This window comes from Tersicoccus sp. Bi-70 (assembly GCF_001968825.1).
Lineage (GTDB): Bacteria > Actinomycetota > Actinomycetes > Actinomycetales > Micrococcaceae > Tersicoccus.
Genome location: NZ_MIEU01000016.1, coordinates 476593 through 498971, shown reverse-complemented (window position 1 = coordinate 498971; position 22379 = coordinate 476593). Strand labels below are relative to the sequence as shown.

At 70.4% G+C, this 22379-nt stretch carries 20 protein-coding genes and 1 riboswitch; of the genes, 12 read left to right on the top strand and 8 right to left on the bottom strand.

Features of this window, described 5'->3' with window-relative positions; all coding sequences use genetic code 11:
* Positions 1-119 precede the first annotated feature (119 nt).
* The 5 genes from BGP79_RS14750 to BGP79_RS14730 all read left to right on the top strand — a co-directional run bounded on the left by BGP79_RS14750 (position 120) and on the right by BGP79_RS14730 (position 5546).
* Positions 120-1349, top strand: a complete 1230-nt coding sequence (locus BGP79_RS14750; protein ID WP_233121577.1) for a branched-chain amino acid ABC transporter substrate-binding protein — start codon at positions 120-122, stop codon at positions 1347-1349.
* Between the two features lie 109 nt (positions 1350-1458).
* A complete protein-coding gene (locus BGP79_RS14745) occupies positions 1459-2469 on the top strand; it encodes a branched-chain amino acid ABC transporter permease (RefSeq protein ID WP_076696733.1) in 1011 nt (336 codons plus the stop codon).
* Positions 2466-3695 (top strand): branched-chain amino acid ABC transporter permease, encoded by a 1230-nt coding sequence (locus BGP79_RS14740; protein ID WP_076696731.1) that lies wholly within the window; start codon positions 2466-2468, stop codon positions 3693-3695. The genes BGP79_RS14745 and BGP79_RS14740 overlap by 4 nt, the downstream gene beginning before the upstream one ends.
* Before the next feature lie 299 nt (positions 3696-3994).
* Positions 3995-4846 carry an ABC transporter ATP-binding protein gene (locus BGP79_RS17015; RefSeq protein WP_369800241.1) on the top strand — a complete coding sequence of 284 codons (852 nt, stop codon included), beginning with the start codon at positions 3995-3997 and terminating at the stop codon, positions 4844-4846.
* Complete coding sequence (locus tag BGP79_RS14730; protein ID WP_369800240.1) at positions 4839-5546, top strand: ABC transporter ATP-binding protein; 708 nt, start codon at positions 4839-4841, stop codon at positions 5544-5546. Before BGP79_RS17015 ends, BGP79_RS14730 begins: the two co-directional genes overlap by 8 nt.
* A gap of 123 nt (positions 5547-5669) precedes the next feature.
* On the opposite strand, the gene BGP79_RS14725 is transcribed toward BGP79_RS14730, so the two are convergent.
* The 6 genes from BGP79_RS14725 to BGP79_RS14700 form a co-directional block, all read right to left on the bottom strand.
* Positions 5670-6761 carry a Gfo/Idh/MocA family protein gene (locus BGP79_RS14725; protein WP_076696727.1) on the bottom strand — a complete coding sequence of 364 codons (1092 nt, stop codon included), beginning with the start codon at positions 6759-6761 and terminating at the stop codon, positions 5670-5672.
* A 187-nt stretch (positions 6762-6948) separates the two neighbouring features.
* The gene (locus tag BGP79_RS14720; protein ID WP_076697165.1) at positions 6949-8052 is read right to left on the bottom strand and encodes a sugar-binding protein; all 1104 of its coding nucleotides are present in this window, start codon (positions 8050-8052) and stop codon (positions 6949-6951) included.
* Between the two features lie 42 nt (positions 8053-8094).
* Positions 8095-9369, bottom strand: coding sequence for a multiple monosaccharide ABC transporter permease (gene mmsB / locus BGP79_RS14715; protein ID WP_076696725.1), 1275 nt, complete (start codon positions 9367-9369; stop codon positions 8095-8097).
* 47 nt (positions 9370-9416) lie between these two features.
* Positions 9417-10964 (bottom strand): multiple monosaccharide ABC transporter ATP-binding protein, encoded by a 1548-nt coding sequence (gene mmsA / locus BGP79_RS14710; protein WP_076696723.1) that lies wholly within the window; start codon positions 10962-10964, stop codon positions 9417-9419.
* Between the two features lie 172 nt (positions 10965-11136).
* Complete coding sequence (locus BGP79_RS14705; protein ID WP_143588443.1) at positions 11137-12396, bottom strand: ROK family transcriptional regulator; 1260 nt, start codon at positions 12394-12396, stop codon at positions 11137-11139.
* A 67-nt stretch (positions 12397-12463) separates the two neighbouring features.
* Positions 12464-12982, bottom strand: a complete 519-nt coding sequence (locus BGP79_RS14700) for a gamma carbonic anhydrase family protein (RefSeq protein WP_076696721.1) — start codon at positions 12980-12982, stop codon at positions 12464-12466.
* Positions 12983-13066: 84 nt separating this feature from the next.
* On the opposite strand from BGP79_RS14700, the gene BGP79_RS14695 reads away from it, so the two are divergent.
* Entirely contained in the window at positions 13067-13891 is an 825-nt protein-coding gene (locus BGP79_RS14695; RefSeq protein WP_076696719.1) for a nitrilase-related carbon-nitrogen hydrolase, read from the top strand.
* A gap of 54 nt (positions 13892-13945) precedes the next feature.
* Here BGP79_RS14695 and purU read toward each other — a convergent pair whose 3' ends face one another.
* Positions 13946-14815, bottom strand: a complete 870-nt coding sequence (purU, locus tag BGP79_RS14690) for a formyltetrahydrofolate deformylase (RefSeq protein WP_076697162.1) — start codon at positions 14813-14815, stop codon at positions 13946-13948.
* 30 nt (positions 14816-14845) lie between these two features.
* Positions 14846-14933, top strand: a riboswitch (ZMP/ZTP riboswitch).
* A gap of 51 nt (positions 14934-14984) precedes the next feature.
* Here purU and glyA point away from each other — a divergent pair.
* A complete protein-coding gene (glyA, locus tag BGP79_RS14685; protein WP_076697159.1) occupies positions 14985-16277 on the top strand; it encodes a serine hydroxymethyltransferase in 1293 nt (430 codons plus the stop codon).
* 34 nt (positions 16278-16311) lie between these two features.
* Here glyA and BGP79_RS14680 read toward each other — a convergent pair whose 3' ends face one another.
* Positions 16312-17754 carry an FAD-binding oxidoreductase gene (locus tag BGP79_RS14680; RefSeq protein WP_076696717.1) on the bottom strand — a complete coding sequence of 481 codons (1443 nt, stop codon included), beginning with the start codon at positions 17752-17754 and terminating at the stop codon, positions 16312-16314.
* Between the two features lie 167 nt (positions 17755-17921).
* Between BGP79_RS14680 and BGP79_RS14675 the strand changes: the two genes are divergently transcribed.
* The 5 genes from BGP79_RS14675 (at position 17922) to BGP79_RS14655 (ending at position 22368) form a co-directional block, all read left to right on the top strand.
* Entirely contained in the window at positions 17922-18896 is a 975-nt protein-coding gene (locus tag BGP79_RS14675) for an ABC transporter ATP-binding protein (RefSeq protein WP_076697157.1), read from the top strand.
* 28 nt (positions 18897-18924) lie between these two features.
* The gene (locus BGP79_RS14670; protein WP_076696715.1) at positions 18925-19782 is read left to right on the top strand and encodes an ABC transporter permease; all 858 of its coding nucleotides are present in this window, start codon (positions 18925-18927) and stop codon (positions 19780-19782) included.
* Positions 19779-20612 carry an ABC transporter permease gene (locus BGP79_RS14665; RefSeq protein ID WP_076696713.1) on the top strand — a complete coding sequence of 278 codons (834 nt, stop codon included), beginning with the start codon at positions 19779-19781 and terminating at the stop codon, positions 20610-20612. Before BGP79_RS14670 ends, BGP79_RS14665 begins: the two co-directional genes overlap by 4 nt.
* A 64-nt stretch (positions 20613-20676) precedes the next feature.
* Positions 20677-21378 (top strand): hypothetical protein, encoded by a 702-nt coding sequence (locus tag BGP79_RS14660; RefSeq protein ID WP_233121574.1) that lies wholly within the window; start codon positions 20677-20679, stop codon positions 21376-21378.
* Between the two features lie 135 nt (positions 21379-21513).
* The gene (locus tag BGP79_RS14655; protein ID WP_076697154.1) at positions 21514-22368 is read left to right on the top strand and encodes an exodeoxyribonuclease III; all 855 of its coding nucleotides are present in this window, start codon (positions 21514-21516) and stop codon (positions 22366-22368) included.
* The last annotated feature ends 11 nt before the right edge of the window (positions 22369-22379 follow it).

Below are 22379 nucleotides of genomic sequence, written 5' to 3'. Positions count from 1 at the left end.
TCACCACCGCGGCACCGATTTATGTGTAGTCTCAACCACACATATCGGGTGCAGCCACCGTTCGGAACGGCTGCCGATTCGTCGTGAGAGGCGGAATCACCATGGCGTCGAGGAAGACCTTGACCACTCTGGCTGCGGGGGCAGCCATTGCGCTGGCGCTGGCCAGCTGCGCCAATCCGGGTGCCGGAAGCGGGGGCGCTTCGGGCGGTTCCAGTGACGCCGGCGGCGGCAGCGGGCGGGTCAACCTGCCGGCCATCAGCTCCATCGACACCCCGAAGGACGCCGTCCTGCCCAAGGGCGACGGCAAGGCGACCTGTGACGCCGGCACGACGCTCGCGTACGTGGGCGCGCAGACCGGCCCCAACGCCCAGCTCGGCGTGAACATCTACAACGGTGTGCAGCTGGCCATCAACGAGCACAACGCGGCCAACCCGAACTGCCAGGTGCAGTTCAAGAAGTTCGACACCGAGGGTGACCCGAACAAGGCCACCGGCCCGGTCACCCAGGCCGTGAGCGAGAGCAGCATCGTCGGCGTCGTCGGCCTCCCGTTCTCGGGCGAGTCCAAGGCGACGGGCAACATCTTCGAGCAGAAGGGCCTCGTGCACATCACGCCCGCGGCCACCAACCCGACGCTGACCACCAACGGCTGGAAGACCTTCTTCCGTGGCCTCGGCAACGACGCCGTCCAGGGCCCGGCCGCGGCGACCTTCCTCACCGGCAAGCTGCAGGCCAAGAAGGTCTACGTCGTCCAGGACGACTCGGACTACGGCATCGGCCTGGGCGAGTCCACCTCGAAGGCGCTCGGCAGCGCCGTCGTCGGCACCGACAAGGTGACCACCGGCCAGAAGGACTTCTCGGCCGTGATCTCCAAGATCGTCAACGCCAAGCCGGACGCGGTGTTCTACTCCGGTTACTACGCCGAGGGTGCCCCGTTCCAGCAGCAGCTGTCGGGCAAGGGCTACACCGGTGTCTTCCTCGGCCCGGACGGCCTGAAGGACGACCAGTTCATCAAGCAGGCCGGCGACGCCTCCGACGGCGCCTACTTCACCTGCCCCTGCATCCCCGGTGAGCTGATCTCCAGCTTCGCCGACGGATACAAGAAGGTCAGCAACGGCGCCGAGCCGGGCACCTACTCGATCGAGGGCTACGACGCCGCGACCGTGCTGCTCTCCGGGATCGACGCCGGCAAGAACACCCGCCCGGCGCTGCTGGACTGGGTGAAGTCCTACGACAAGGACGGCCTGTCCAAGCACTACCAGTGGGATGACAAGGGCGAGCTCGCCAAGCCGGACGTCTTCGGCTACAAGGTCGAGGGCGGCAAGATCGTCCCGGTCGGCAAGATCGGCTGACACCCGTGACCCTGGTGCCGCGGGGACAGCGCCTGGCGCTGACCCCGCGGCACCGCTGCGTGCGGACCGCTGTTCCGCTGCCCGTTCCCGTCCTCCTCAAAGGATGTCCATGCTCGCAACCCTGACCGCTGTGCTGCCCATGGCCAGCGACTGGATCAACTTCGACGTCGACACGCTGGTCCAGAACTTCTGGCCCGCGACGTTCGACGGCCTGACCTTCGGCGCCATCTACGCCCTCGTGGCTCTCGGGTACACGCTCGTCTACGGCGTGCTGAACCTGATCAACTTCGCCCACTCCGAGGTGTTCATCGTCGGCTGCTACGCCATCGTGTTCACCCTGACGCTGGGCTTCGGCTTCGGCCCCTCCATTCCCCGCCTGGGTTTCTGGGCGATCGTCATCAATCTGTTCATCGCGGTCGTGGTCGCCATGGTGGCCTCGGCGATCACCGCGTTCCTGCTCGAACGCGTCGCCTACGGGCCGCTGCGCAAGCGCAACGCCCCGCGGCTGGTCTTCTTGATCACCGCGATCGGCATGTCCTTCGTCATCCAGTACATCTTCTTCATCTGGCGTGGCCCGTCGGCCGAGCCCGCGGTGATCATGTTCCGGCCGACGCCGGTGTTCGACGTGTTCGGCACCATCATCGACAGCCAGCAGATCGTCATCATCGTGGCCGCCGTGCTCATGATGGTCGTGGTCGACCAGTTCATCTCCCGGTCCAAGACCGGCCGCGGCATCCGCGCCGTCGCCCAGAGCCCGGACACCGCGACCCTGATGGGCGTGAACAAGGAACGCATCATCGTCACCACGTTCATCATCGGCGGCGTGCTCGCCGGGGTGGCCGCCCTGTTCTACGTCATGAAGGTGCCCTCCGGCGTCCAGTACAACGGTGGCTTCATCCTCGGCATCAAGGCGTTCGCCGCCGCGGTGCTCGGTGGTATCGGCAACGTGCGCGGTGCGCTGCTGGGTGGCCTGCTGATCGGCCTGATCGGCAACTACGGGCAGCTGCTGCTCGGTGACTCCCAGTGGACGGACGTCGTCGCCTTCGTCGTCCTCGTCCTCGTGCTGCTGGTCCGGCCGTCGGGCATCCTCGGTCAGACTCTCGGAAGGAGCAAGGCATGAGCATGGCCAGCAAGACCCCGATGCCCTCGGCCGAGGCCGCCAAGGACGCCGTCGACCGCGAGACCGGTGGACGTCGTGACCTGTTCGCCCCGCTGCGGACCCGCTGGGCGCAGCTGTCCCGGCAGCAGCAGTGGGCCTGGATGCTCGTCGTCCTCGCGGCCGCGTACGCGCTGCCGCTGCTGAACCCGCCGCTGATCTCCACCGAGCCGGGCACCAACTTCGCCCTCGCCTGCACCGAGATGGCTCGCTACGCGCTCGTCGCGGTCGGCCTGAACATCGTGGTCGGCTACGCCGGTCTGCTGGACCTGGGCTACGTCGCGTTCTTCGCGGTCGGCGCCTACGTCGCGGCGATGCTGACCAGCCCGGACTCGCCCTACGTCAAGATCCCGTACCTGTGGACGCTCCCGATCGCGATCGCCGTCGCCATGTGCTTCGGCGTCATCCTCGGGGTGCCCACCCTGCGCCTGCGCGGTGACTACCTCGCCATCGTGACCCTCGGGTTCGGCGAGATCATCCGCATCCTGGCGACCATCATCCCGGCCGCCAAGGGCCAGGTCGGCTTCCAGAACGTCGGGGCGCCCCCGGGCACCCAGGCCGACGGGACACCGCTGTTCTCCAACTCGAACGGCGTGCCCTGGTACTGGCTGATCCTGACGATCCTGATCCTCATCATGATCCTGGCCGGCAACCTGGAACGGTCCCGCGTGGGCCGGGCCTGGGTCGCCATCCGCGAGGACGAGGACGCCGCCGAGGCGATGGGCGTGCCCACCTTCAAGTACAAGGTGTACTCGTTCGCCCTCGGCGCCGGCGTGGGCGGTCTCTCCGGCTCACTGTTCGCCGGACAGATCGGGTTCGTGAACAACCAGCGGTTCGACGTGCAGACCTCCATCCTGTTCCTCGCCGCCGTCGTCATCGGCGGTACGGGCAACAAGGTGGGCGCCGTGATCGGTGGGGCGCTGGTGGCCTACCTGCCCCTGCGCTTCGTCGAGATCGCGAACTACAAGTTCTTCATCTTCGGCGTGCTCCTCGTGCTGATCATGATCTTCCGGTCGAAGGGCCTGCTCGGGGCCCGGCAGCATCTGCTGACCTACTCCCGGCAGGCGTACGGCCGGGTCGTCGCCGCGGCACGGAAGGGCGGCGTGCTGCCTCCCCGGCGCAGCGAGACCGGCATCATCCCCGCGGTGAGCACGTCGGAACGGACCAGGCAGAAGGGAGACCGGGCATGAGCCACGTGGCCGGCGGCGAGCCGCCGCACCAGCCCGAGCCGGAGCGCCGGACGACGACCGGCGGCACGGCCGCGAGCGACAGTACGGCCGCGAGCGACAGTACGGCCGCGAGCGACGGCACGTCCGCGAGCGACGGCGCTACGGCGTCGGCGGTGCCGGCGGGCACCGAGTCGGGCGCACGGCCGTCCACCGAGTCCGGTGGGCAGCACGTCGAGACGGCCGAGCCGCCCATCACGGGCGACACGGCCCGGCAGGAGGCGGTCCGGGCGCTGCGCGCCAACCCGGCCGTCGACACCGGGGTGCTGCGCGAGGCGGACCTCGACCCGGAGGTCGTCGAGGCCGTCGTCCCGGACCGCGACATCAACGCGCGGATCGGGGAGACCCTGGTCGAACTGCGGAACCTGACGATGACCTTCGGCGGGCTCACCGCCGTGGACAACGTCTCGTTCGACATCAAGCGCGGCGAGATCCTCGGCCTGATCGGGCCCAACGGCGCCGGGAAGACGACGTGCTTCAACGCCATGACCGGCGTGTACAAGCCGAGCGGCGGCGACGTCCTCCTCGAGGGCAAGCGGCTCAACGGCATGGCGCAGCACAAGATCACCCGCGCCGGGATCGCCCGCACGTTCCAGAACATCCGCCTGTTCGGGGAGATGACGGCGCTCGAGAACGTCGTCGTCGGCCTGGACGCGCGGCACCGCACGAGCGTGTTCGGGGCCCTGACCCGGCTGCCGCGGCACTTCCGTGAGGAGAAGAGCGCCATCGACCACGGCATGGCGCTGCTCGACTTCGTGGGCATCGCCGATCAGGCGGGCCGGCTGTCGCGGCACCTGCCGTACGGCTACCAGCGCCGCCTCGAGATCGCCCGCGCGCTGGCGACGGAGCCGAAGCTGCTCTGCCTGGACGAGCCCGCCGCGGGCTTCAACCCGGCGGAGAAGGAAGAGCTGATGGAGCTGATCCGCGTGATCGCCGCCGGCGGTTACACGGTGCTGCTCATCGAGCACGACATGAAGCTGGTCACCGGGGTGACCGACCGCATCGTCGTCCTCGAGTTCGGCAAGAAGATCGCCGACGGGACGCCGGCCGAGGTCACCTCGGACCCGCGCGTCATCTCGGCCTACCTCGGGGAGCCCGACGATGACGTTGCTTGAGCTGAAGGACGTCAGCGTCCACTACGGCCGGATCCGCGCGGTCGAGAACCTCTCCTTCTCGGTCGAGGAGGGGGAGGTGGTGTCCCTGATCGGGGCCAACGGCGCCGGCAAGACCACCACGATGAAGACCATCTCCGGTCTGCTCAACCCCTCGGGCGGTTCCATCACGTTCGACGGGGACGACATCACCCGCACCAAGGCGCACCTGCGGGTGGTCCGCGGGATCTCCCAGTCACCCGAGGGCCGGGGCGTGTTCCCGGGCATGACGGTGATCGAGAACCTCGAGATGGGCGCCTACGCGCGCAAGGACCGGGCCGGCATCGCGTCCGAGATGGAGCGCGTGTTCGACCTGTTCCCGCGGCTGAAGGAGCGGCGCAAGCAGATCGGCGGCACGATGAGCGGCGGTGAGCAGCAGATGCTCGCCATCGGCCGGGCCCTGATGTCGCGGCCACGGCTGCTGCTGCTGGACGAGCCCTCGATGGGCCTGGCCCCGCAGTTCATCCGGCAGATCTTCCGCATCGTCACCGAGATCAACCAGCAGGGCACCACGGTGCTGCTCGTGGAGCAGAACGCCAACCAGGCGCTGTCCCGGTCCCACCGGGCCTACGTGCTCGAGACCGGGGCGATCACCCGCACCGGGACCGGCAAGGAACTGCTCGCCGACTCGGCGATCAAGGAGGCCTACCTGGGCACGGCGTGAGCCGACCCTGCTCCACCCGCCAGCTCGTCAACAGATGTTCCAGGGGGCCTCCCGGAGGCCCCATCCTGGACATCCATTGACGAGCTGGCGGCGTTTCCGGGGTCGTTCGAAGCCGGAGAAGCCTCAGGCGTCGTCGGCGGGGTAACGCACCCCGAGCTGCTCGCGCACGGCGTCGTAGAGCTCCATGCTCGCGACCGAGTCGGCCACCGGCATGGTGGGGGACTCCGTCAGCCCCTCCTGGATGCAGCGGGTGACCTCCCGCAGCTGCCACACGTAGCCGCGCCCCTGACTTCCGGACGACGCGTCGTCGTCGTCGAACGTCTCGGTGCGCGGGTCCTCACCGGGTCGCTGCACGGTCAGCTCGGTGACGCGGTGCAGGTTGGGCCCGGCGCGCAGCCACCCCTCGGTGCCGGCCACGTGCAGCGCCCGCGGTCCGAACGCGGTCAGCGCATTGGTCACGTGAGCGTGCCGGCCGCCCGCGTACTGCAGAGTGATCGCCTCCTGGGCGTCGACGCCGTCGTCGGTCAGCAGCCCCGACGCCGTCACGACCTCCGGGCGCCCCAGCACCGTCAGCGGCCACAGGGTGCTGTAGGGGCCGAGGTCGAGCAGGGCGCCGCCCGCGAGTTCCCGCTTCCACAGCCGGTGCGTGGGCGGGGCGTCGGCGACGAAGCCCATGTCGCTGCTCATCCACCGCACCTCGCCGACGGCGCCGTCCGCCAGCAGGTCCCACAGCCGGTTCGAGCCGGGCTGGAAGCGGGTCCAGACGGCCTCCATCAGGAAGCGGTCGTTGGCGCGGGCGACGTCGGCGAGGCGTCGGGCCTGCGCGGCCGTCACGGTGAACGCCTTCTCGCAGAGCACGTGCTTGCCGGCCTCGAGCAGCACCTCCGCGTCGGCGGCGTGCTCGCTGTGCGGGGAGCCGATGTAGGCGACGTCGACCTCGGGGTCGGCGGCCATCCGCTCCAGGCCGGTCAGATCGTCCGCGCCGCCGTACCCGCAGGCGATGCCGTGCGCGGCGGCGAACGCGTCGGCGGAGTCCTGCGACCGGGAGGAGACCGCCTGCAGCTCGGCGTCCTCGAGCAGGGCGATCTCGCCGGCCATGGTGGCCGCGATGGCGCCGGTCGAGACGATGCCCCAGCGCAGGGAGCGCCCGGTGGCGGTCGTGGGGGCGGACGCGCCGGGGGCCAGCGACGGCGGGGCGGGGAAGTGTCGGTCCATCTGCCCATCATGCCCCGTCGCAGCGGCGGTCGGGGCTGCGGTCGGAGGTCGGGGCTGCCGGACCGGCGACGGTGCCCGGGAACGACGGAGGGCCCCGTCGCACGGTGCTGGACCGTGCGGCGGGACCCTCCGAGGAGTGCTGACGCGTCGTCAGCCGATCAGTGTGCTCCCCGTCAGGGGAGCAGCGTCACTGGGTCAGCTTGGACAGCGTCGGGTCGTTGGCGTACGCCTCCTTGGCGTTGGCCTTGGTGACGATCTGCGGCGGCAGCAGGTAGGCCGGGACGACCTTGACACCGTTGTTGTACGACTTCTCGTCGTTGATCTCCGGCTTCTGGCCCTGCTGGACGCTGTTCACCATCTTGATGGTGTCCTTGACCAGGTTGCGGGTGTCCTTGTTGATGGTCGAGTACTGCTGGCCGGCCATGATCGACTTGACCGACTCCACCTCGGAGTCCTGGCCGGTGACGACCGGGGTCGCCTTGCCCGCGCCCTTGACCGAGGTCAGGATCGCGCGGGCCAGGGTGTCGTTCGGGGAGAGGACGCCGTCCAGGGTGGCGGAGCCGTAGTTCGCCGACAGCAGCGTGTCCATCCGCTTCTGCGCGTTCTCGGCCTTCCAGCCCTGGGTGACGGCCTGCTCGAAGGACTTCTGCCCGGAGGCGATCTTCAGGGTGCCGTCGTCGATCTTGGGCTGCAGGACCGACATGGCGCCGTCGAAGAACACCTTGGCGTTGGCGTCGTCCGGCGAGCCGGCGAAGATCTCGATGTTGTACGGGCCGTTCGGCTTCTTGGCCTTCATGCCGTCGAGCAGGGCCTGGCCCTGCAGCTGGCCGACCTTGAAGTTGTCGTACGCGATGTAGTAGTCCACCGCGCTCGTGTTCTTCAGCAGGCGGTCGTACGCGATGACGGTGACGCCGGCGTCCTTCGCGGCCTTGATCTGGGTGGACAGCTGGGAGCCGTCGATGGCGCCGACGACGATGACCTTGGCGCCCTTGGTCACCATGGACTGGATCTGGTTCTGCTGCTCCGACACGCCACCGTTGGCGAACTCGACGTCGGCCTTGTAGCCGGCTTCCTTGAGGTCGGTGTTGAACAGGTTCTCCGCGAGGACCCAGTTCTCCGAGGTCTTCTGCGGCAGGGCGACACCGATGAGGGAGTCCTTCGCGAACCCGCCCGAGCCGCCCGACGCGCCACCGCTGGCGGAGGAGGAACCCGAGTCACTGCGACCGCAACCGGTCAGCGCGAGGGTGCCGATGGCCGCCGCGGCCGCCATCGCTTTGACGACATTGCGCATGTTCATCTCTTTCTGTTGTGTCCGCAACGGACGGGTGGGGCCTCAGGCGTCAGCTTTGACGACCTGAGAGGTTTCGGTGGTCTCCCGCTTCGCGTTGGTCCCCCCGAAGTTCTTGAAGAGCATGCCCGTGATCGAGCGCTTGCCCTGCGACTTGTTGTACACGTCGAAGGCGACCGCGATCAGCAGGACGAGGCCCTTGATCATCTGCGTGGCGTCCGCACCGACGCTGAGCAGCTGCAGACCGTTGTTCAGGACCGCCATCACCAGGCCACCGATGATGGAGCCGACCACGGTGCCGACGCCGCCCGAGACGGCCGCACCACCGATGAAGACGGCGGCGATGGCATCCAGCTCCCAGCCGACACCGTCGAACGGACCGGAGGCGCTGGAACGGGCGACGAACATCATGCCGGCGACGGCGGCCAGGACGGACATGTTCATCATGACCAGGAAGTTGACCTGCTTGGCCTTGACGCCGGACAGCTCGGCGGCGTGCCGGTTGCCACCGACGGCGTACACGTGGCGGCCGATGATGGTGCGGGTGGACAGGAAGCCGTAGATCAGCACCAGGACGCCGAGGATGACGCCGGAGATCGGGAACGAGGTGCCCGGCCGGCCGGTGGCGAACAGGTAGGTGGCGTAGAGGATGGCCGCGCAGATCAGCGCCAGGCGGACGACGACGACCCACAGCGGCTGCAGGTCCGCGTGGATGCGGATCTGGTTGCGGCGGGTGCGGAGCTCGCCGAAGACGATGAGGGCCGCGAGCACGATGCCGATCAGCAGGGTCAGGTTGTTGTACCCGGTGGACGGACCGATCTCGGGCAGGTAGCCGGCGCCGAGGAACTGGAACTGGTCGGAGACCGGGATGGTGTTGGACTTGCCGACGAACTGGTTGGCGCCGCGGAAGAGCAGCATGCCGGCCAGGGTCACGATGAACGCGGGGATCCCGACGTAGGCGACCCAGAAGCCCTGCCACGCTCCGATGAGCACGCCCACCGCGAGGCCGATCAGCACCCCCACGAAGGCGCCGCCGAAACCGGTGAGCTGCCAGTCGGACATGGCCTTCGCGGCGACGATGCCGACGAAGGCGGCCACCGAGCCGACGGACAGGTCGATGTGCCCGGCGATGATGACGAGCACCATGCCGACGGCGAGGACCAGGATGTAGGCGTTGCCGTTGAACAGGTTGATCACGTTCTCGGGCGTGAGCACCAGTCCGCCGGTGGTGAACTGGAAGAACAGGATCAGCACGACGAGCGCGAAGATCATGCCGAACTGGCGGAGATCGCCGCCGAAGATGTCCTTGAGGTGTTTCATCGAGAGTCCTTGCGTAAGGCGGTGCAGCGGGGGAGGGCGGTCGGCCGTCAGGAGGCCAGGGGGGCGCGGTTGGACGTCATGAGGCGCATCAGCGACTCCTGACTCGCGTCCTGGCGGTCGAGCACGCCGGTGATGGCGCCCTCGAAGATGGTGTAGACCCGGTCGGAGAGACCGAGCAGCTCGGGCAGTTCGGACGAGACGACGATGACGCCCTTGCCGGCGTCGGCCAGCGCCTGGATGATCCCGTAGATCTCGTACTTGGCGCCGACGTCGATGCCGCGGGTGGGCTCGTCGAGGATGAGCAGCTCCGGGTCCGTGAACAGCCACTTGGCGAGCACGACCTTCTGCTGGTTGCCGCCGGAGAGCTTGGCGACCCCCTCGTTGACGGTCGGTGCCTTGGTGCGCAGGGACTTGCGGTACTGCTCCGCCGCGTTGAACTCGGCGTTGCGGTCCACCACGGAGAGCTTCGCGATCTTCTGCAGCTCCGCCGAGACGGTGGTGGTCTTGATGTCGTCGAGCAGGTTCAGCCCGAGCACCTTCCGGTCCTCGGTCACGTACCCGATGCCGGCGTCGATCGCCTGGTGCACGCTCTTGAGGGTGACCGGCTTGCCGTTGAGGATGATCTCGCCGCGCTGGTACGTCCCGTAGGAGCGGCCGAAGATCGACCGCATCAGCTCCGTGCGCCCGGCGCCCATCAGGCCGGCGAAGCCGACGATCTCGCCGCGGCGGACGAAGAAGTTCGAGCCCTTGGCGACCAGCCGCTCGGGCACGGTCGGGTGGGCCACCGTCCAGTCCCGCACCTCGAAGAAGGTGGGGCCGATGTCGGGCGTGTGGTCGGGGAAGCGGGACTCGAGCGAGCGGCCGACCATGCCCTTGATGATGCGGTCCTCGTCCACCCCGCCGGCGCCGACGTCGAGCGTCTCGACCGTCTTGCCGTCGCGGATGATGGTGATCGCGTCCGCGATCTGCTCGATCTCGTTGAGCTTGTGGGAGATGATGATCGACGTGATGCCGCGGGACTGCAGGCCACGGATCAGGTCGAGCAGGTGAGCCGAGTCCTCCTCGTTCAGGGCCGCGGTGGGCTCGTCGAGGATGAGCAGCTTGACGTCCTTGTTCAGCGCCTTCGCGATCTCCACCAGCTGCTGCTTGCCGACGCCGATGTTCTTGATCGGCGTCTCCGGGTCCTCCCTGAGGCCGACCCGGGCGAGCAGCTCGATCGCGCGCCGGTTTGTCGCAACCCAGTCGATGCGGCCGCCCCGGGTCATCTCGTTACCGAGGAAGATGTTCTCCGCGATGGAGAGCTCGGGGATGAGCGCGAGCTCCTGGTGGATGATGACGATGCCCGCGGCCTCGGAGGAGCGGATGTCCTTGAACTGGACCTCCTCGCCCTGGAAGACGATGGTGCCCTCGTAGGTGCCGTGCGGGTAGACCCCGGACAGGATCTTCATCAGGGTGGACTTGCCGGCCCCGTTCTCGCCGCAGATGGCGTGGACCGTGCCCGCGGTGACGTCCATGGAGACGTCGGAGAGGGCCTTGACCCCCGGGAAGACCTTGGTGATGTTCTGCATCTGCAGGATGGTGTGGTTCTCGGACATGCTCCGGCCTAACCTCGAATGACCTCGTTGTCGAACGGCGACCCCCCGGCGCGTCCGCTCCGGGACGCACAACAGGTTCGAGAGATGAGTTAACTGCATCACCTCGCTGTCGTCAAGTAATGAACGCATACCGACGGGTAATACGCCAGTGGGTGAATGGAGTGGGGGCCGATCAGGCGGGGACGGCGGCCTGCTGGAAGGCCAGGGTGCAGGCGCCGAGCGCCTCCGCGCGATCGCCCAGCGAGGCCATCGCGAGCTCCGTCGTCGCGCTGACGGCGGGAATGGCGTGCCGGTGCATGCCCTGGCGCACCGGGTCGAGCAGGATGCCGTCGAGGGCCGCCAGGGGGCCGCCGATGATGATCAGCTCCGGGTTGAGGATGTTGGCCATCGAGGCCAGCGCCCGGCCGAGCGCCTGCCCGGCGTCGGCCACGACCCGCCGGGCCGCCGGGTCGCCCGCGGACGCGTCCGCCACCAGGTCCGCCGTCGTCGGTGGCCGGTCGGCCCGGCGCGTGCGGGCGAGCAGGTCCAGCATGTACGACGTCGAGGCGACGGTCTCCAGGCAGCCGCGACTGCCGCAGCGGCAGATCTGCCCCTGTTCGACGACGGTCGTGTGGCCGAGTTCGCCGGTGAGGCCGACGTTGCCGTAGTACAGCTCGCCCCGCAGGATCAGGCCCATCCCGATGCCCGAGCCCACCTTGACGAAGGCGAGGTCGTGGGCGTCCGTGTAGGGGCCCCAGGTGGTCTCCGCGAGGGCGCCGAGATTGGCGTCGTTGTCCAGGTGGATGGGGGTGCGCAGGGTGGTGCGCAGGCGGTCCAGGACGTGGATGCCGACCCACTCGGGCAGGATCGCGCCGTAGACGATCTCCCCGGTGCGTCGGTCGACCGGGCCGGGCACGCCGACCCCGCAGCCGAGCAGGTCCTCCCGCCGCCGGCCGGTCTCGTCGAGCATGCGCTGGAGCAGCCGGTCCGCCTCGTCGATCACCTCCGCGGCGCCCAGGCCCACGGGCACGTCCTGGAACCGCTCGGCCAGGATGGTGTGCCCCGGCGTGGCCAGGATGATGCGGATGTGGCGGCGCCCGAAGTCGATGCCGGCCGCGAAGCTGCCGTCCTCGCTCAGGCTGACGAGCGTGGCCTTGCGCCCCGAGCTCGTGGTCGGGGCCGTGGTGACGAGGGAGGCCGCGGCCATCCGCCGGACGATGTTCGAGATCGTGGCCGTCGAGAGCCCGGTGCGGCGGGCCAGCTCGGCCTGGGTGGCCGGGCCGGAGCCGGCGAGCACCTCGCGGATCCGCTGCTGGTTGAAGTCCCGGAGGGCGCGCTGGGAACCGGTGTTGCGCGAGCCGGGCCCGATGGCGATCGGGGCACTGACCGGGGAGGGGAGGGCGTGGTCGATGCCTGGTCGGCGGGCAGAGCGGACGTCGTCATCGACAGGCATACCGCACAGCGTGCCGCACCAGCCCGCTTGTCGTCAAGAAGTTAATGCATAAGCAATGAACGCGGGATCAGGCCGACCGGCCGGCATGACGCTGCGACAGCTCCCGGTAGCACTCGGCATTCGCCCGCACGCCGTCCCGCTCCTCGGCCGTCAACTCGCGCCGGACCTTCGCCGGGACCCCGGCCACCAGCGACCCCGGCGGCACCACGGTGCCCTTGAGGACGACGGCACCGGCGGCGACGAGCGAGCCGGCGCCGATCACGGCACCGTTGAGGACGGTCGCGTTCATCCCGATCAGGCAGTCGTCCTCCACGGTGCAGCCGTGCACGACGGCGTTGTGACCGACGCTGACGCCGCTGCCGATGGTGGCGGGGAAGTCCGGATCGGCGTGGACGACGACGTTGTCCTGCAGGTTGCTGCCCGCGCCGAGGACGATGCGGGCGGTGTCGGCCCGCACCACCGCGCCGTAGAACACGCCGGCCCCGGCGCCGACGCTCACGTCGCCGATCAGGGTGGCGTTGACCGCGACGAACGCGTCGGGGTCGATCTGCGGGGAGTGGTCGCCGTGCTCGAGGATGGTCGCCATGGACCCACGCTAGCGCGCCGCCCCTACGCTGGACGGAGAAGACCCGGCCGGCACATCCCGGCGGGGCGGAGGACGGGAGGCCGAATGCGGGTCGCAGCACTGCAGGAACGAGCCGAGCCCGGGGACCCGGCGGCCAACCTGGCCATGATCGCCGCGGCCGCCCGGCAGGCCGCCGACGCCGGCGCCACGGTGCTCGTGACCCCGGAACTGTTCCTGACCGGGTACGCACCCGAACGGATCGGCGCCTCCTTCGACGCCGCCGCCATCCCGGCCCTGCGGGAGGGCGCGGCGAGCATCGCTCGGGATGCGGGCATCGCCCTGGTGGTGAGTCTGCCCGGCACCGACGCCGACGGCGCCCTGACGATCACGGCGACGCTGGTCGACCGGAACGGTCGCGCGGCCCTGAGCTACACGAAGGTCCACCTGTTCGGCCCGGACGAGGCCGCCGTCTTCCGCCCGGCGGAGGAGGCCCCCGGCGTCGTCGAGCTGGACGGCGTGCCGACGTCCCTGCTGATCTGCTACGACGTCGAGTTCCCCGAGGCCGTGCGCGCCGCCGCGGACGCCGGCGCCGAGCTGGTCCTCGTGCCCACGGCACTCTCGGCCGGCTTCGAGGCGGTGCCGCAGGTGCTGCTCCGGGCGCGCGCCCTGGAGAGCCAGGTGGCGCTCGTGTACGCCAACCACTGCGGCACCGAGGACGGCCTCGATTTCCTCGGCCACAGCGTCGTCGTCGGTCCCGACGGTGCCCTGCTCGCCGAGGCGGACGCCGGGACGGCGCTGCTGGTGGCGGATGTCCCCGACGACGCGGTCCGGCGGGCCCGGGCGGCGGTGCCCTACCTGGCGGAACGCCGGACCGACCTCTACCGGCGGTGGCACGAGGACGCGTCCGCGGCGGGTCCGGCCTCGCAATGACGCGGCACCGGTCGGCGGGCCGTGGTGGTCCGGGTCAAGCGGAAGACGGACGCGTCAGCGGAAGACGATGGTGCGGTGCCCGTCGAGCAGCACCCGGTGTTCGGCGTGCCAGGCGACCGCCTGGCGCAGGGTCCGCGTCTCGACGTCCCGGCCCATCGCCACCAGCTGGGCCGCGGCGTGCTGGTGCTCCACCCGCACCACGTCCTGCTCGATGATGGGACCCTCGTCCAGGTCCGCGGTCACGTAGTGCGCGGTGGCGCCGATCAGCTTGACGCCGCGCTGGTGCGCCTGCGCGTAGGGCCGCGCCCCCTTGAAGGAGGGCAGGAACGAGTGGTGGATGTTGATGGCTCGGCCGGCGAGGTCCCCGCACAGCCGGTCGGAGAGGATCTGCATGTACCGGGCGAGGACCACGAGGTCGACGTCGTGCTCGACGATCAACTCCCGCAGCCGGTCCTCGGCGGCATCCTTCGAGGTGTCCTTCGCCGCGGCGTCGACCGGCACGTGCACGAACGCGACGCCGTAGAACGCGGCCAGTGGCGCGAGGTCGGTGTGGTTGGAGACGATCACCGGGATCTCGATCGGCAGCAGGCCGGCCCGCTGGCGGAACAGCAGGTCGTTGAGGCAGTGGCCCTCCTTCGAGACCATGATCAGCGTGCGGGTGGGGGCACCGGTGGGGAAGAGCTCCAGGTCCATGCCGAACCGCTCGGCCACGGGCGCCAGCTCGTCCCGCAGGGCCGTGATCCCGGCGCCCACCTGCGCGTCGACCCGCATGAAGAACCGGCCGGTGACCTCGCTGCCGTACTGCGCCGACTCGACGATGTTGCCGTCGGCCGCGGCCAGGGCGCCGGTCACGGCGTGGACGATGCCGGGGCGGTCCGGGCAGGAGAGCGTGAGGGTGACGGCGGTGGTGGTCTCGGCGGGCACGGGATCGACGATATCGGTACAGTGAGCGACGACGGGACGCGTGACTGGCGTGAGGTGGACGACCACCGGGGAGCGCTCCCGGTGAGGGGACCGGCCACCGTACGCCTGGGTGGAGTCCACGACGACCGCGACGCCGCGCGACCCGTCCGCCACCACCGCCCCGCAGGAGATCACCGTGAGCAACCGCACCGCCACCGCCCTGAACACCCAGCCCCTGGCCGAGGTCGACCCCGAGATCGCCCAGGTCCTCGCCGACGAGCTCGGTCGTCAGCGCGGCACGCTGGAGATGATCGCCTCCGAGAACTTCGTGCCCCGCGCCGTGCTGCAGGCCCAGGGGTCCGTGCTGACCAACAAGTACGCCGAGGGCTACCCGGGCCGGCGCTACTACGGCGGCTGCGAGTACGTCGACGTCGCGGAGAACCTCGCCCGGGACCGGGCGAAGGCCCTGTTCGGCGCCGAGCACGCCAACGTCCAGCCGCACGCGGGCGCGCAGGCCAACGCCGCCGCCCTCGCCGCGATGATCCAGCCCGGCGACAAGCTGCTCGGGCTCACCCTCGCCCACGGCGGCCACCTCACCCACGGCATGAAGCTGAACTTCTCCGGCAAGCTCTACGAGGTCGCCGCGTACGGCGTGGACCCCGACACCTACCGGATCGACATGGACCACGTCCGGGAGCAGGCCCTCGCCGAGCGCCCGCAGGTGATCATCGCCGGCTGGTCCGCGTACCCCCGCCAGCTCGACTTCGCGGCGTTCCGTTCGATCGCCGACGAGGTGGGCGCCCTGCTGTGGACCGACATGGCGCACTTCGCCGGTCTGGTCGCCGCCGGGCTGCACCCGAACCCGGTGCCGCACTCCGACGTCGTGACCTCCACCGTGCACAAGACGCTGGGCGGTCCCCGCTCCGGCCTGGTGCTCTCGAAGGCCGAGTACGCGAAGAAGATCGACTCGGCGGTGTTCCCGGGCCAGCAGGGCGGCCCGCTGATGCACGCCATCGCGGCCAAGGCCGTCGCCTTCAAGATCGCCGCGGGGGAGGACTTCGCCGAGCGTCAGCGCCGCACCGTCGCGGGCGCCCAGATCCTCGCCGAGCGGCTCTCGGCCGCCGACGTCGCCGAGCACGGCGTCTCCGTGCTGACCGGCGGCACCGATGTCCACCTCGTCCTGGTGTCCCTGAAGGACTCCGCGCTGGACGGCAAGCAGGCCGAGGACCTTCTGCACCGGGCCGGCATCACGGTCAACCGCAATGCCATCCCGTTCGACCCGCGCCCGCCGATGGTCACCTCCGGCCTGCGGATCGGCACCCCCGCGCTCGCGACCCGCGGCTTCGGCGACGCCGAGTTCACCCAGGTGGCTGACGTGATCGCCGAGGCGCTCAAGCCCGGCGCGGACGTCGAGGCGCTGCGCACCCGGGTGGAGAACCTGGCCGCGGACTTCCCGCTGTACGAGGGCCTCGAGGAGTGGTGACCGCCGCTGCCTGAGGCGGACCGCCCCGGCCGGGTCAGTGCTGGTTCGCCGGCGCCGCCTCGACCGGGGCGAACACCTTCCCGGGGTTGAGCAGGCCGTCCGGGTCGAAGGCGGCCTTGATCCGGCGCTGCAGCGCGAGCTGATCCGTGCCGAGTTCGTCCCCGAGCCACCGGCGCTTGAGCAGCCCGACGCCGTGCTCACCCGTGAGGGTGCCGCCGAGTTCGATGGCGTACTGGAACAGCTCGTCGGCGGCGTCCCACACCTGCTGCGGCACCTCGGTGCCCTCGAAGATGAAGGTCGGGTGCAGGTTCCCGTCACCGGCGTGCGCATTGGTCGGGATGACGACGTCGTGGCGCTGCGCGATCTCGGCGATCCGGCGGTACATCGCGGACAGCCTGTCCCGCGGCACGGCCACGTCCTCGATCAGGGCGGTGCCCAGCCGGGTCATCGCGGGATGCACCTGCCGGCGGACCTCGACCAGCCGCGCGGCGTCGGCCGGGTCCCGGGCGAACTCGACCCGCGCACCGTTCTCCTCCAGGACCGCGCGGATCTGCTCCGCCGTCGCCTCCGCGCCGGGCCCGTCCGTCTGGATCAGCACGTAGGAGCGGCCCTTCCCGATCAAATCGACACCGGTGTGAGCGCTGACGGCGGCCAGGATCTGCTCGTCGAGCAGCTCCATGATCGCCGGCTCCAGGCGGGCGGCGGTGACGGCCGAGCACGCGTGGGCGGCGGCCTCGACGTCCTCGAAGAACGCGGCGATGGTGGGCACCGGCCCGGTGATCGCCGGGCGGAGCTTGAGCGTGCACTCGACGATGACGCCGAGCACGCCCTCCGAGCCGATCATCAGCGCGCACAGGTCCAGTCCGGTGACGCCCTTGACCGTCCGGTGGCCCACGCTGATCAGGGTGCCGTCGGCGAGGACGACCTTCAGGGCCAGCACGGACTCCCGGGTGACGCCGTACTTGGCGCAGAGCAGGCCGCCCGCGTTGGTCGCGATGTTGCCGCCGACGGAGGAGATGTCCTTGCTCGCCGGGTCCGGCGGCCACCACAGGCCCTGCTCGGCCAGCACCGCGTTCAGAGCGCCGTTGAGGATGCCGGGCTGGACGACGGCGAGCCGGTTCTGCGGGGAGATCTCGAGGATCCGGTCCATCCGGGCGGTCGAGAGCACCACCTCGCCGGCGCCGCCGATCGAGCCGCCCGCCAGGCCGGTGCCCGCACCGCGGCTGACGATCGGGGTGCCCGTGGCCGTGCAGATCCGGCAGACGGCCTGCACGTCCTCGACGGTCTCGGCCTCGACCAGGGCCAGCGGCGGGGCGTCGGTCGCATGCCCCGACTCGTCGGTGCGGACGCGGGCGAGGGTCTGCTCGTCGGTGCGCACCTTCGCGCCGAGCGCCTCGGTGAGCAGGCGCACGACGTCGGAGGCCGGGGCAGGGCCGCCCGGGTCGAGGGGCCGGTCGGTGGTGTCGGGCGACGTCATCGTCGGAACTCCTTCGCAGCGGATCGGGAGGGCGGACCGGCCGCACCGCGGACCGGAACGGTCCGCGACACGAGCCGGCTCCGGTCCCGGGGACTGGGCTTTCGTCGGTGTGACTTCCTACACTGTCACGAGTGTCCACCGACTCGCCCGCCGGGCGTGGTGCCGCCGTGACCTCGGCGGCCCCCGACTCCCCGGCCCACCCCCCGTCCGCCACCGCCCCGGCCACCGTCATCTCCGCCCGCGACCTGACCAAGGTCTACGGCGAGACCCGCGCCGTGGACGGGATCAGCTTCGACATCCCCGCCGGGGAGTCCTTCGGGCTGCTCGGTCCCAACGGCGCCGGCAAGTCCACGACCATGCGGATGATCGGCGGTGTCACCGGGCGCACCGGCGGCGAGCTGACGATCATGGGCCTGGACCCGGAGAAGCACGGGCCGGAGGTGCGGGCGCACCTGGGCGTCGTGCCGCAGCAGGACAACCTGGACGAGGAGCTGAAGGTCCGGGACAACCTGCTCGTCTACGGCCGCTATTTCGGGCTGCCGTACCGGTACCTGCAGCCCAAGGTCGACGAGCTGCTCGAGTTCGCCCAGCTGACGGACAAGGCGAAGGCCAAGGTCGACTCCCTCTCGGGCGGCATGAAGCGGCGCCTGACCATCGCCCGGGCGCTGATCAACGAGCCGCGGATCGTCATGCTCGACGAACCGACGACGGGGCTGGACCCGCAGGCGCGGCACATCCTCTGGGACCGGCTGTTCCGGCTCAAGGAGCAGGGCGTGACGCTCGTGCTCACCACGCACTACATGGACGAGGCCGAGCAGCTGTGCGACCGGCTGATCGTCGTCGACCAGGGCCGCATCATGGCCGAGGGCTCACCCTCGACCCTGATCCGTCAGTACTCGACCCGCGAGGTGCTCGAGGTGCGGTTCGGCACCGACCGGAACGCGTCCGCCGCCGCAACCCTCGAGGGCGTGGGCGAGCGGATCGAGGTGCTGCCGGATCGGGTGCTGCTGTACACCGACGACGGTGAGGCGGCGCTCGACGAGGTGACCGCCCGCGGGCTGCGGCCCGTCACCTCCCTGGTGCGGCGCTCCTCGTTGGAGGACGTGTTCCTGCGGCTCACGGGCCGGAGTCTGATCGAATGATGGGCAGACGCATGAGCGGGGCAGGCGCATGAGCGCGCGTGTCGTTCCTGCCGCTCTGACCTACTCGGGCCGCGCGCACAGCCCCGCCGTCTCCGCCGCGAAGGCCCGGCGCTGGGGCGCGTTCTACTACGCCGAGCACGCGCTGCGCACCATGCGCGCCTACCTCGGCACGATCGTGCTCGAGAGCATCGGCTCGCCGCTGCTCTACCTGTACGCGCTCGGCGTCGGCCTCGCCGTGCTGGTGGACCGCAACGGGGTCGCCGCGAACGGGGTCAGCTACCTGCAGTTCGTCGCGCCCGCGCTCGTCACCTCCGCCGCACTGATGACCGTGGGGCTGGAGATGATGTTCCCGGTCATGGACGGCTTCAAGTGGCGCCGCGTCTACTACGGACCGAACGCCTCGCCGCTGACACCCGGGCAGATCGCCGCCGGCCACATCCTGGCCATCGGTGTACGCCTGACCATCCAGACCGTGGCCTACGTGGTGATCCTCTACCTGTTCGGCGCCGTGCCGTCGCTGGGCACCGGCTGGCTGATCGTGCCGATCACCGTCGTCGGCGCGCTCGCGTTCGGGGCGCCGGTGATGGCGTACTCGGCGTCGCTGGAGGGGGAGGGCTTCCAGTTCTCGATGATCCAGCGGTTCGTCATCACCCCGCTGTTCCTGTTCTCGGGGACCTTCTACCCGCTGGAGACGATGCCGGGCGGCCTGCAGTGGATCGGGTGGATCTCCCCGCTCTGGCACACGACGCAGCTGGCCCGCGTCGTCTCCTTCGGCCTGCCCGTGCCGCCCTGGATGCTGGTGGTGCACGTGCTCGTGCTCGTGGGCCTCGCCGTCGTCGGGATGGTCCTGGCCCGCCGGTTCTTCACCCGGAGGCTGGGCCGATGACCGCTCCCGCCGAGACCACCGCGCCCCGGCTGACCCCGTCGCGCCGGCCCCTCGCGGCCCTCTACTCCCGCAACGCCGGCGCCGTGATCGGGCGCGGCTTCCGGGTGATACGCACGCAGAACTGGGTGATCCTGGCCTCGGGCTTCTTCGAGCCGGTCTTCTACCTGCTCTCCCTCGGCGTCGGCCTCGGCACCCTCGTGGGCCAGGTGCAGGGCCCGGGCGGCTCAACCATCAGCTACGCCGCCTACATCGCCCCGGCGCTGCTCGCGGTGTCCGCGATGAACGGCGCCGTGTACGACTCGACGTGGAACGTCTTCTTCAAGATGAACTTCGGCAAGCTCTACCAGGGCATGCTCTACACCTCGCTGGGGCCGCTCGACGTGGCCGTGGGTGAGATCTTCATGGCACTGATGCGAGGGGCGATCTACGCCGTCGGCTTCACCGGGGTGATGCTCCTCTTCGGGCTCGCGCCGTCCGCCTGGACGCTGCTGCTGATCCCGGCGGCCGTGCTCGTGGCCTTCGGGTTCGCCAGCTTCGGCATGGCCATCACGAGCTTCCTGAAGACGTTCCAGCAGATGGACCTCGTGACGTTCGTGATGATGCCGATGTTCCTGTTCAGCGCCACGTTCTACCCGCTCTCGGTCTACCCGGAGCCGATCCAGTGGATCGTCCAGGCCCTGCCCCTGTGGCACGGGGTGGAGTTGATGCGCCAGATCAGCGTCGGGGTGTTCACCGGGGCAACCGCGCTGCACCTGCTCTACTACGTCGTCATGATCCTCATCGGTCTGACGCTGACCACCAGCCGGCTGCGCGCGCTCTTCCTGAAGTAGTCGCGCGCGTTCGCCTCCGGTGGAACGCCGCCGGGCCGGTGTCCGGGTACGGGAGAATGGGGCCATGGCTGGCTCGACGCGTCCTGATCCCCGTTCCGCTACCTCGTCCCCTGCGCCGTCCTCTCCCGCGTCCTCCTCCGGGGGGCTGCTGTCCGGTGGCGGCTTCGCGGGCCGCGCCTACGACGGTGCGGTGAACGGCGCACGCCGTTCGCCGCTGGGCGGTGGCGGACTGATGCTCGCCGTCGTCATGGTCGTCTTCCTCGTCGCAGTGGTGTTCGCCGCGAACCAGAACGACGTCGTCGGCTGGCTGGTGGCGATCGTGGCCGCGGGCTGGCTGGCGCTCGCCCTCGTGGTCTTCCTCGCGGTGCGCCGGGCCGCCCGCTTCGGAGCGACGCAGCTCGCCACCGCGAACGACACCCTGCGCTCCGCCGCGGGCCTCGCACCGTCGGGCTCCGGCGGCTCGAGCACCCGCGTGGTCGCCTCCGCGACCGCGGACCCCGTGCGGGACGAGAAGCTCGCCCACAGCCTGCGGATCGTCCAGGTGCAGGGCCGCGTCATCGAGGACCAGCTCGCCCGGCAGGCGCGCGACGCCGGATCAGGCAGCACCGCACCGCACGACGACGGTCAGGTGGCCCGGGCCCTGGAGACCATCCAGATCACCGCGCACAACGCCCTCGGCATGCTCGGCGTCGAGGAGCGTGCCTCGCGCCGGGACGGCGGCAGTGCTGCCGACGGCGGCCCGGTCAGCGGCACCATCGTCGACTGAGGCGGCCCCTGGACCGGACCCTGCACCGAACGCGGGCGGCCGGGGGACCGGGAGCCCGGCGGTAGAGTGGATCGGGTGACATCGCTGCCCGTGCCGACGACCACCGAGGACCCGACCACCGCGAGCGAGGCCACGATCGAAGCCGCCAGCGGCACCCGCCGGCTGCGGGTGGCCAGCGTCAACGTCAACGGCATCCGCGCGGCCTTCCGCACCACCGGCGTGCGGGCCGGTAACGGCGACGGGATGCGCGAGTGGCTCGCCGCCCGGGACGTCGACGTGCTGACCCTGCAGGAGGTCCGGGCGCCCGACGCCGTCGTCCACGACCTGCTGGGGCCCGACTGGTACGTCGCCCACGCCGAGGCCGGAGCGAAGGGCCGGGCCGGCGTCGCCGTCGCGACCCGCCTCGAGCCCACCGCGACCCGGATCGGCATCGGCGAGGACTACTTCGCCACCGCCGGCCGCTGGATCGAGGTCGACGTCACCGTGCCCACCGCTGCCGGCGACGCCCGGCTCACCGCGGTCAGCGCGTACGTCCACTCGGGCGAGGTGGGCACCGCCCGGCAGGAGGACAAGTACCGGTTCCTCACCGCGATGGAACGGCGGCTGCCGGAGATCCGGGACGCCGCGGACCTCGCGGTCGTCACCGGCGACCTGAACGTCGGGCACACGACACGCGACATCAAGAACTGGAAGGGCAACGCCACCAAGGCCGGCTTCCTGCCCGAGGAGCGCGCGTACTTCGACCGGTTCTTCGGCGAGCACGGCTGGGTGGACGTGCACCGCGCCCTCGCCGGCGACGTCGAGGGTCCGTACACGTGGTGGTCGATGCGCGGGGCGGCGTTCGACAACGACGCCGGATGGCGGATCGACTACCAGATCGCCACCCCCGAGCTCGCCCACGCGGCGACCACCGCCAGCGTCGACCGTGCCGCGTCCTGGGACACCCGATGGTCCGACCACGCGCCCCTGGTGATCGACTACCACCTCTGACCGCCCGCCCG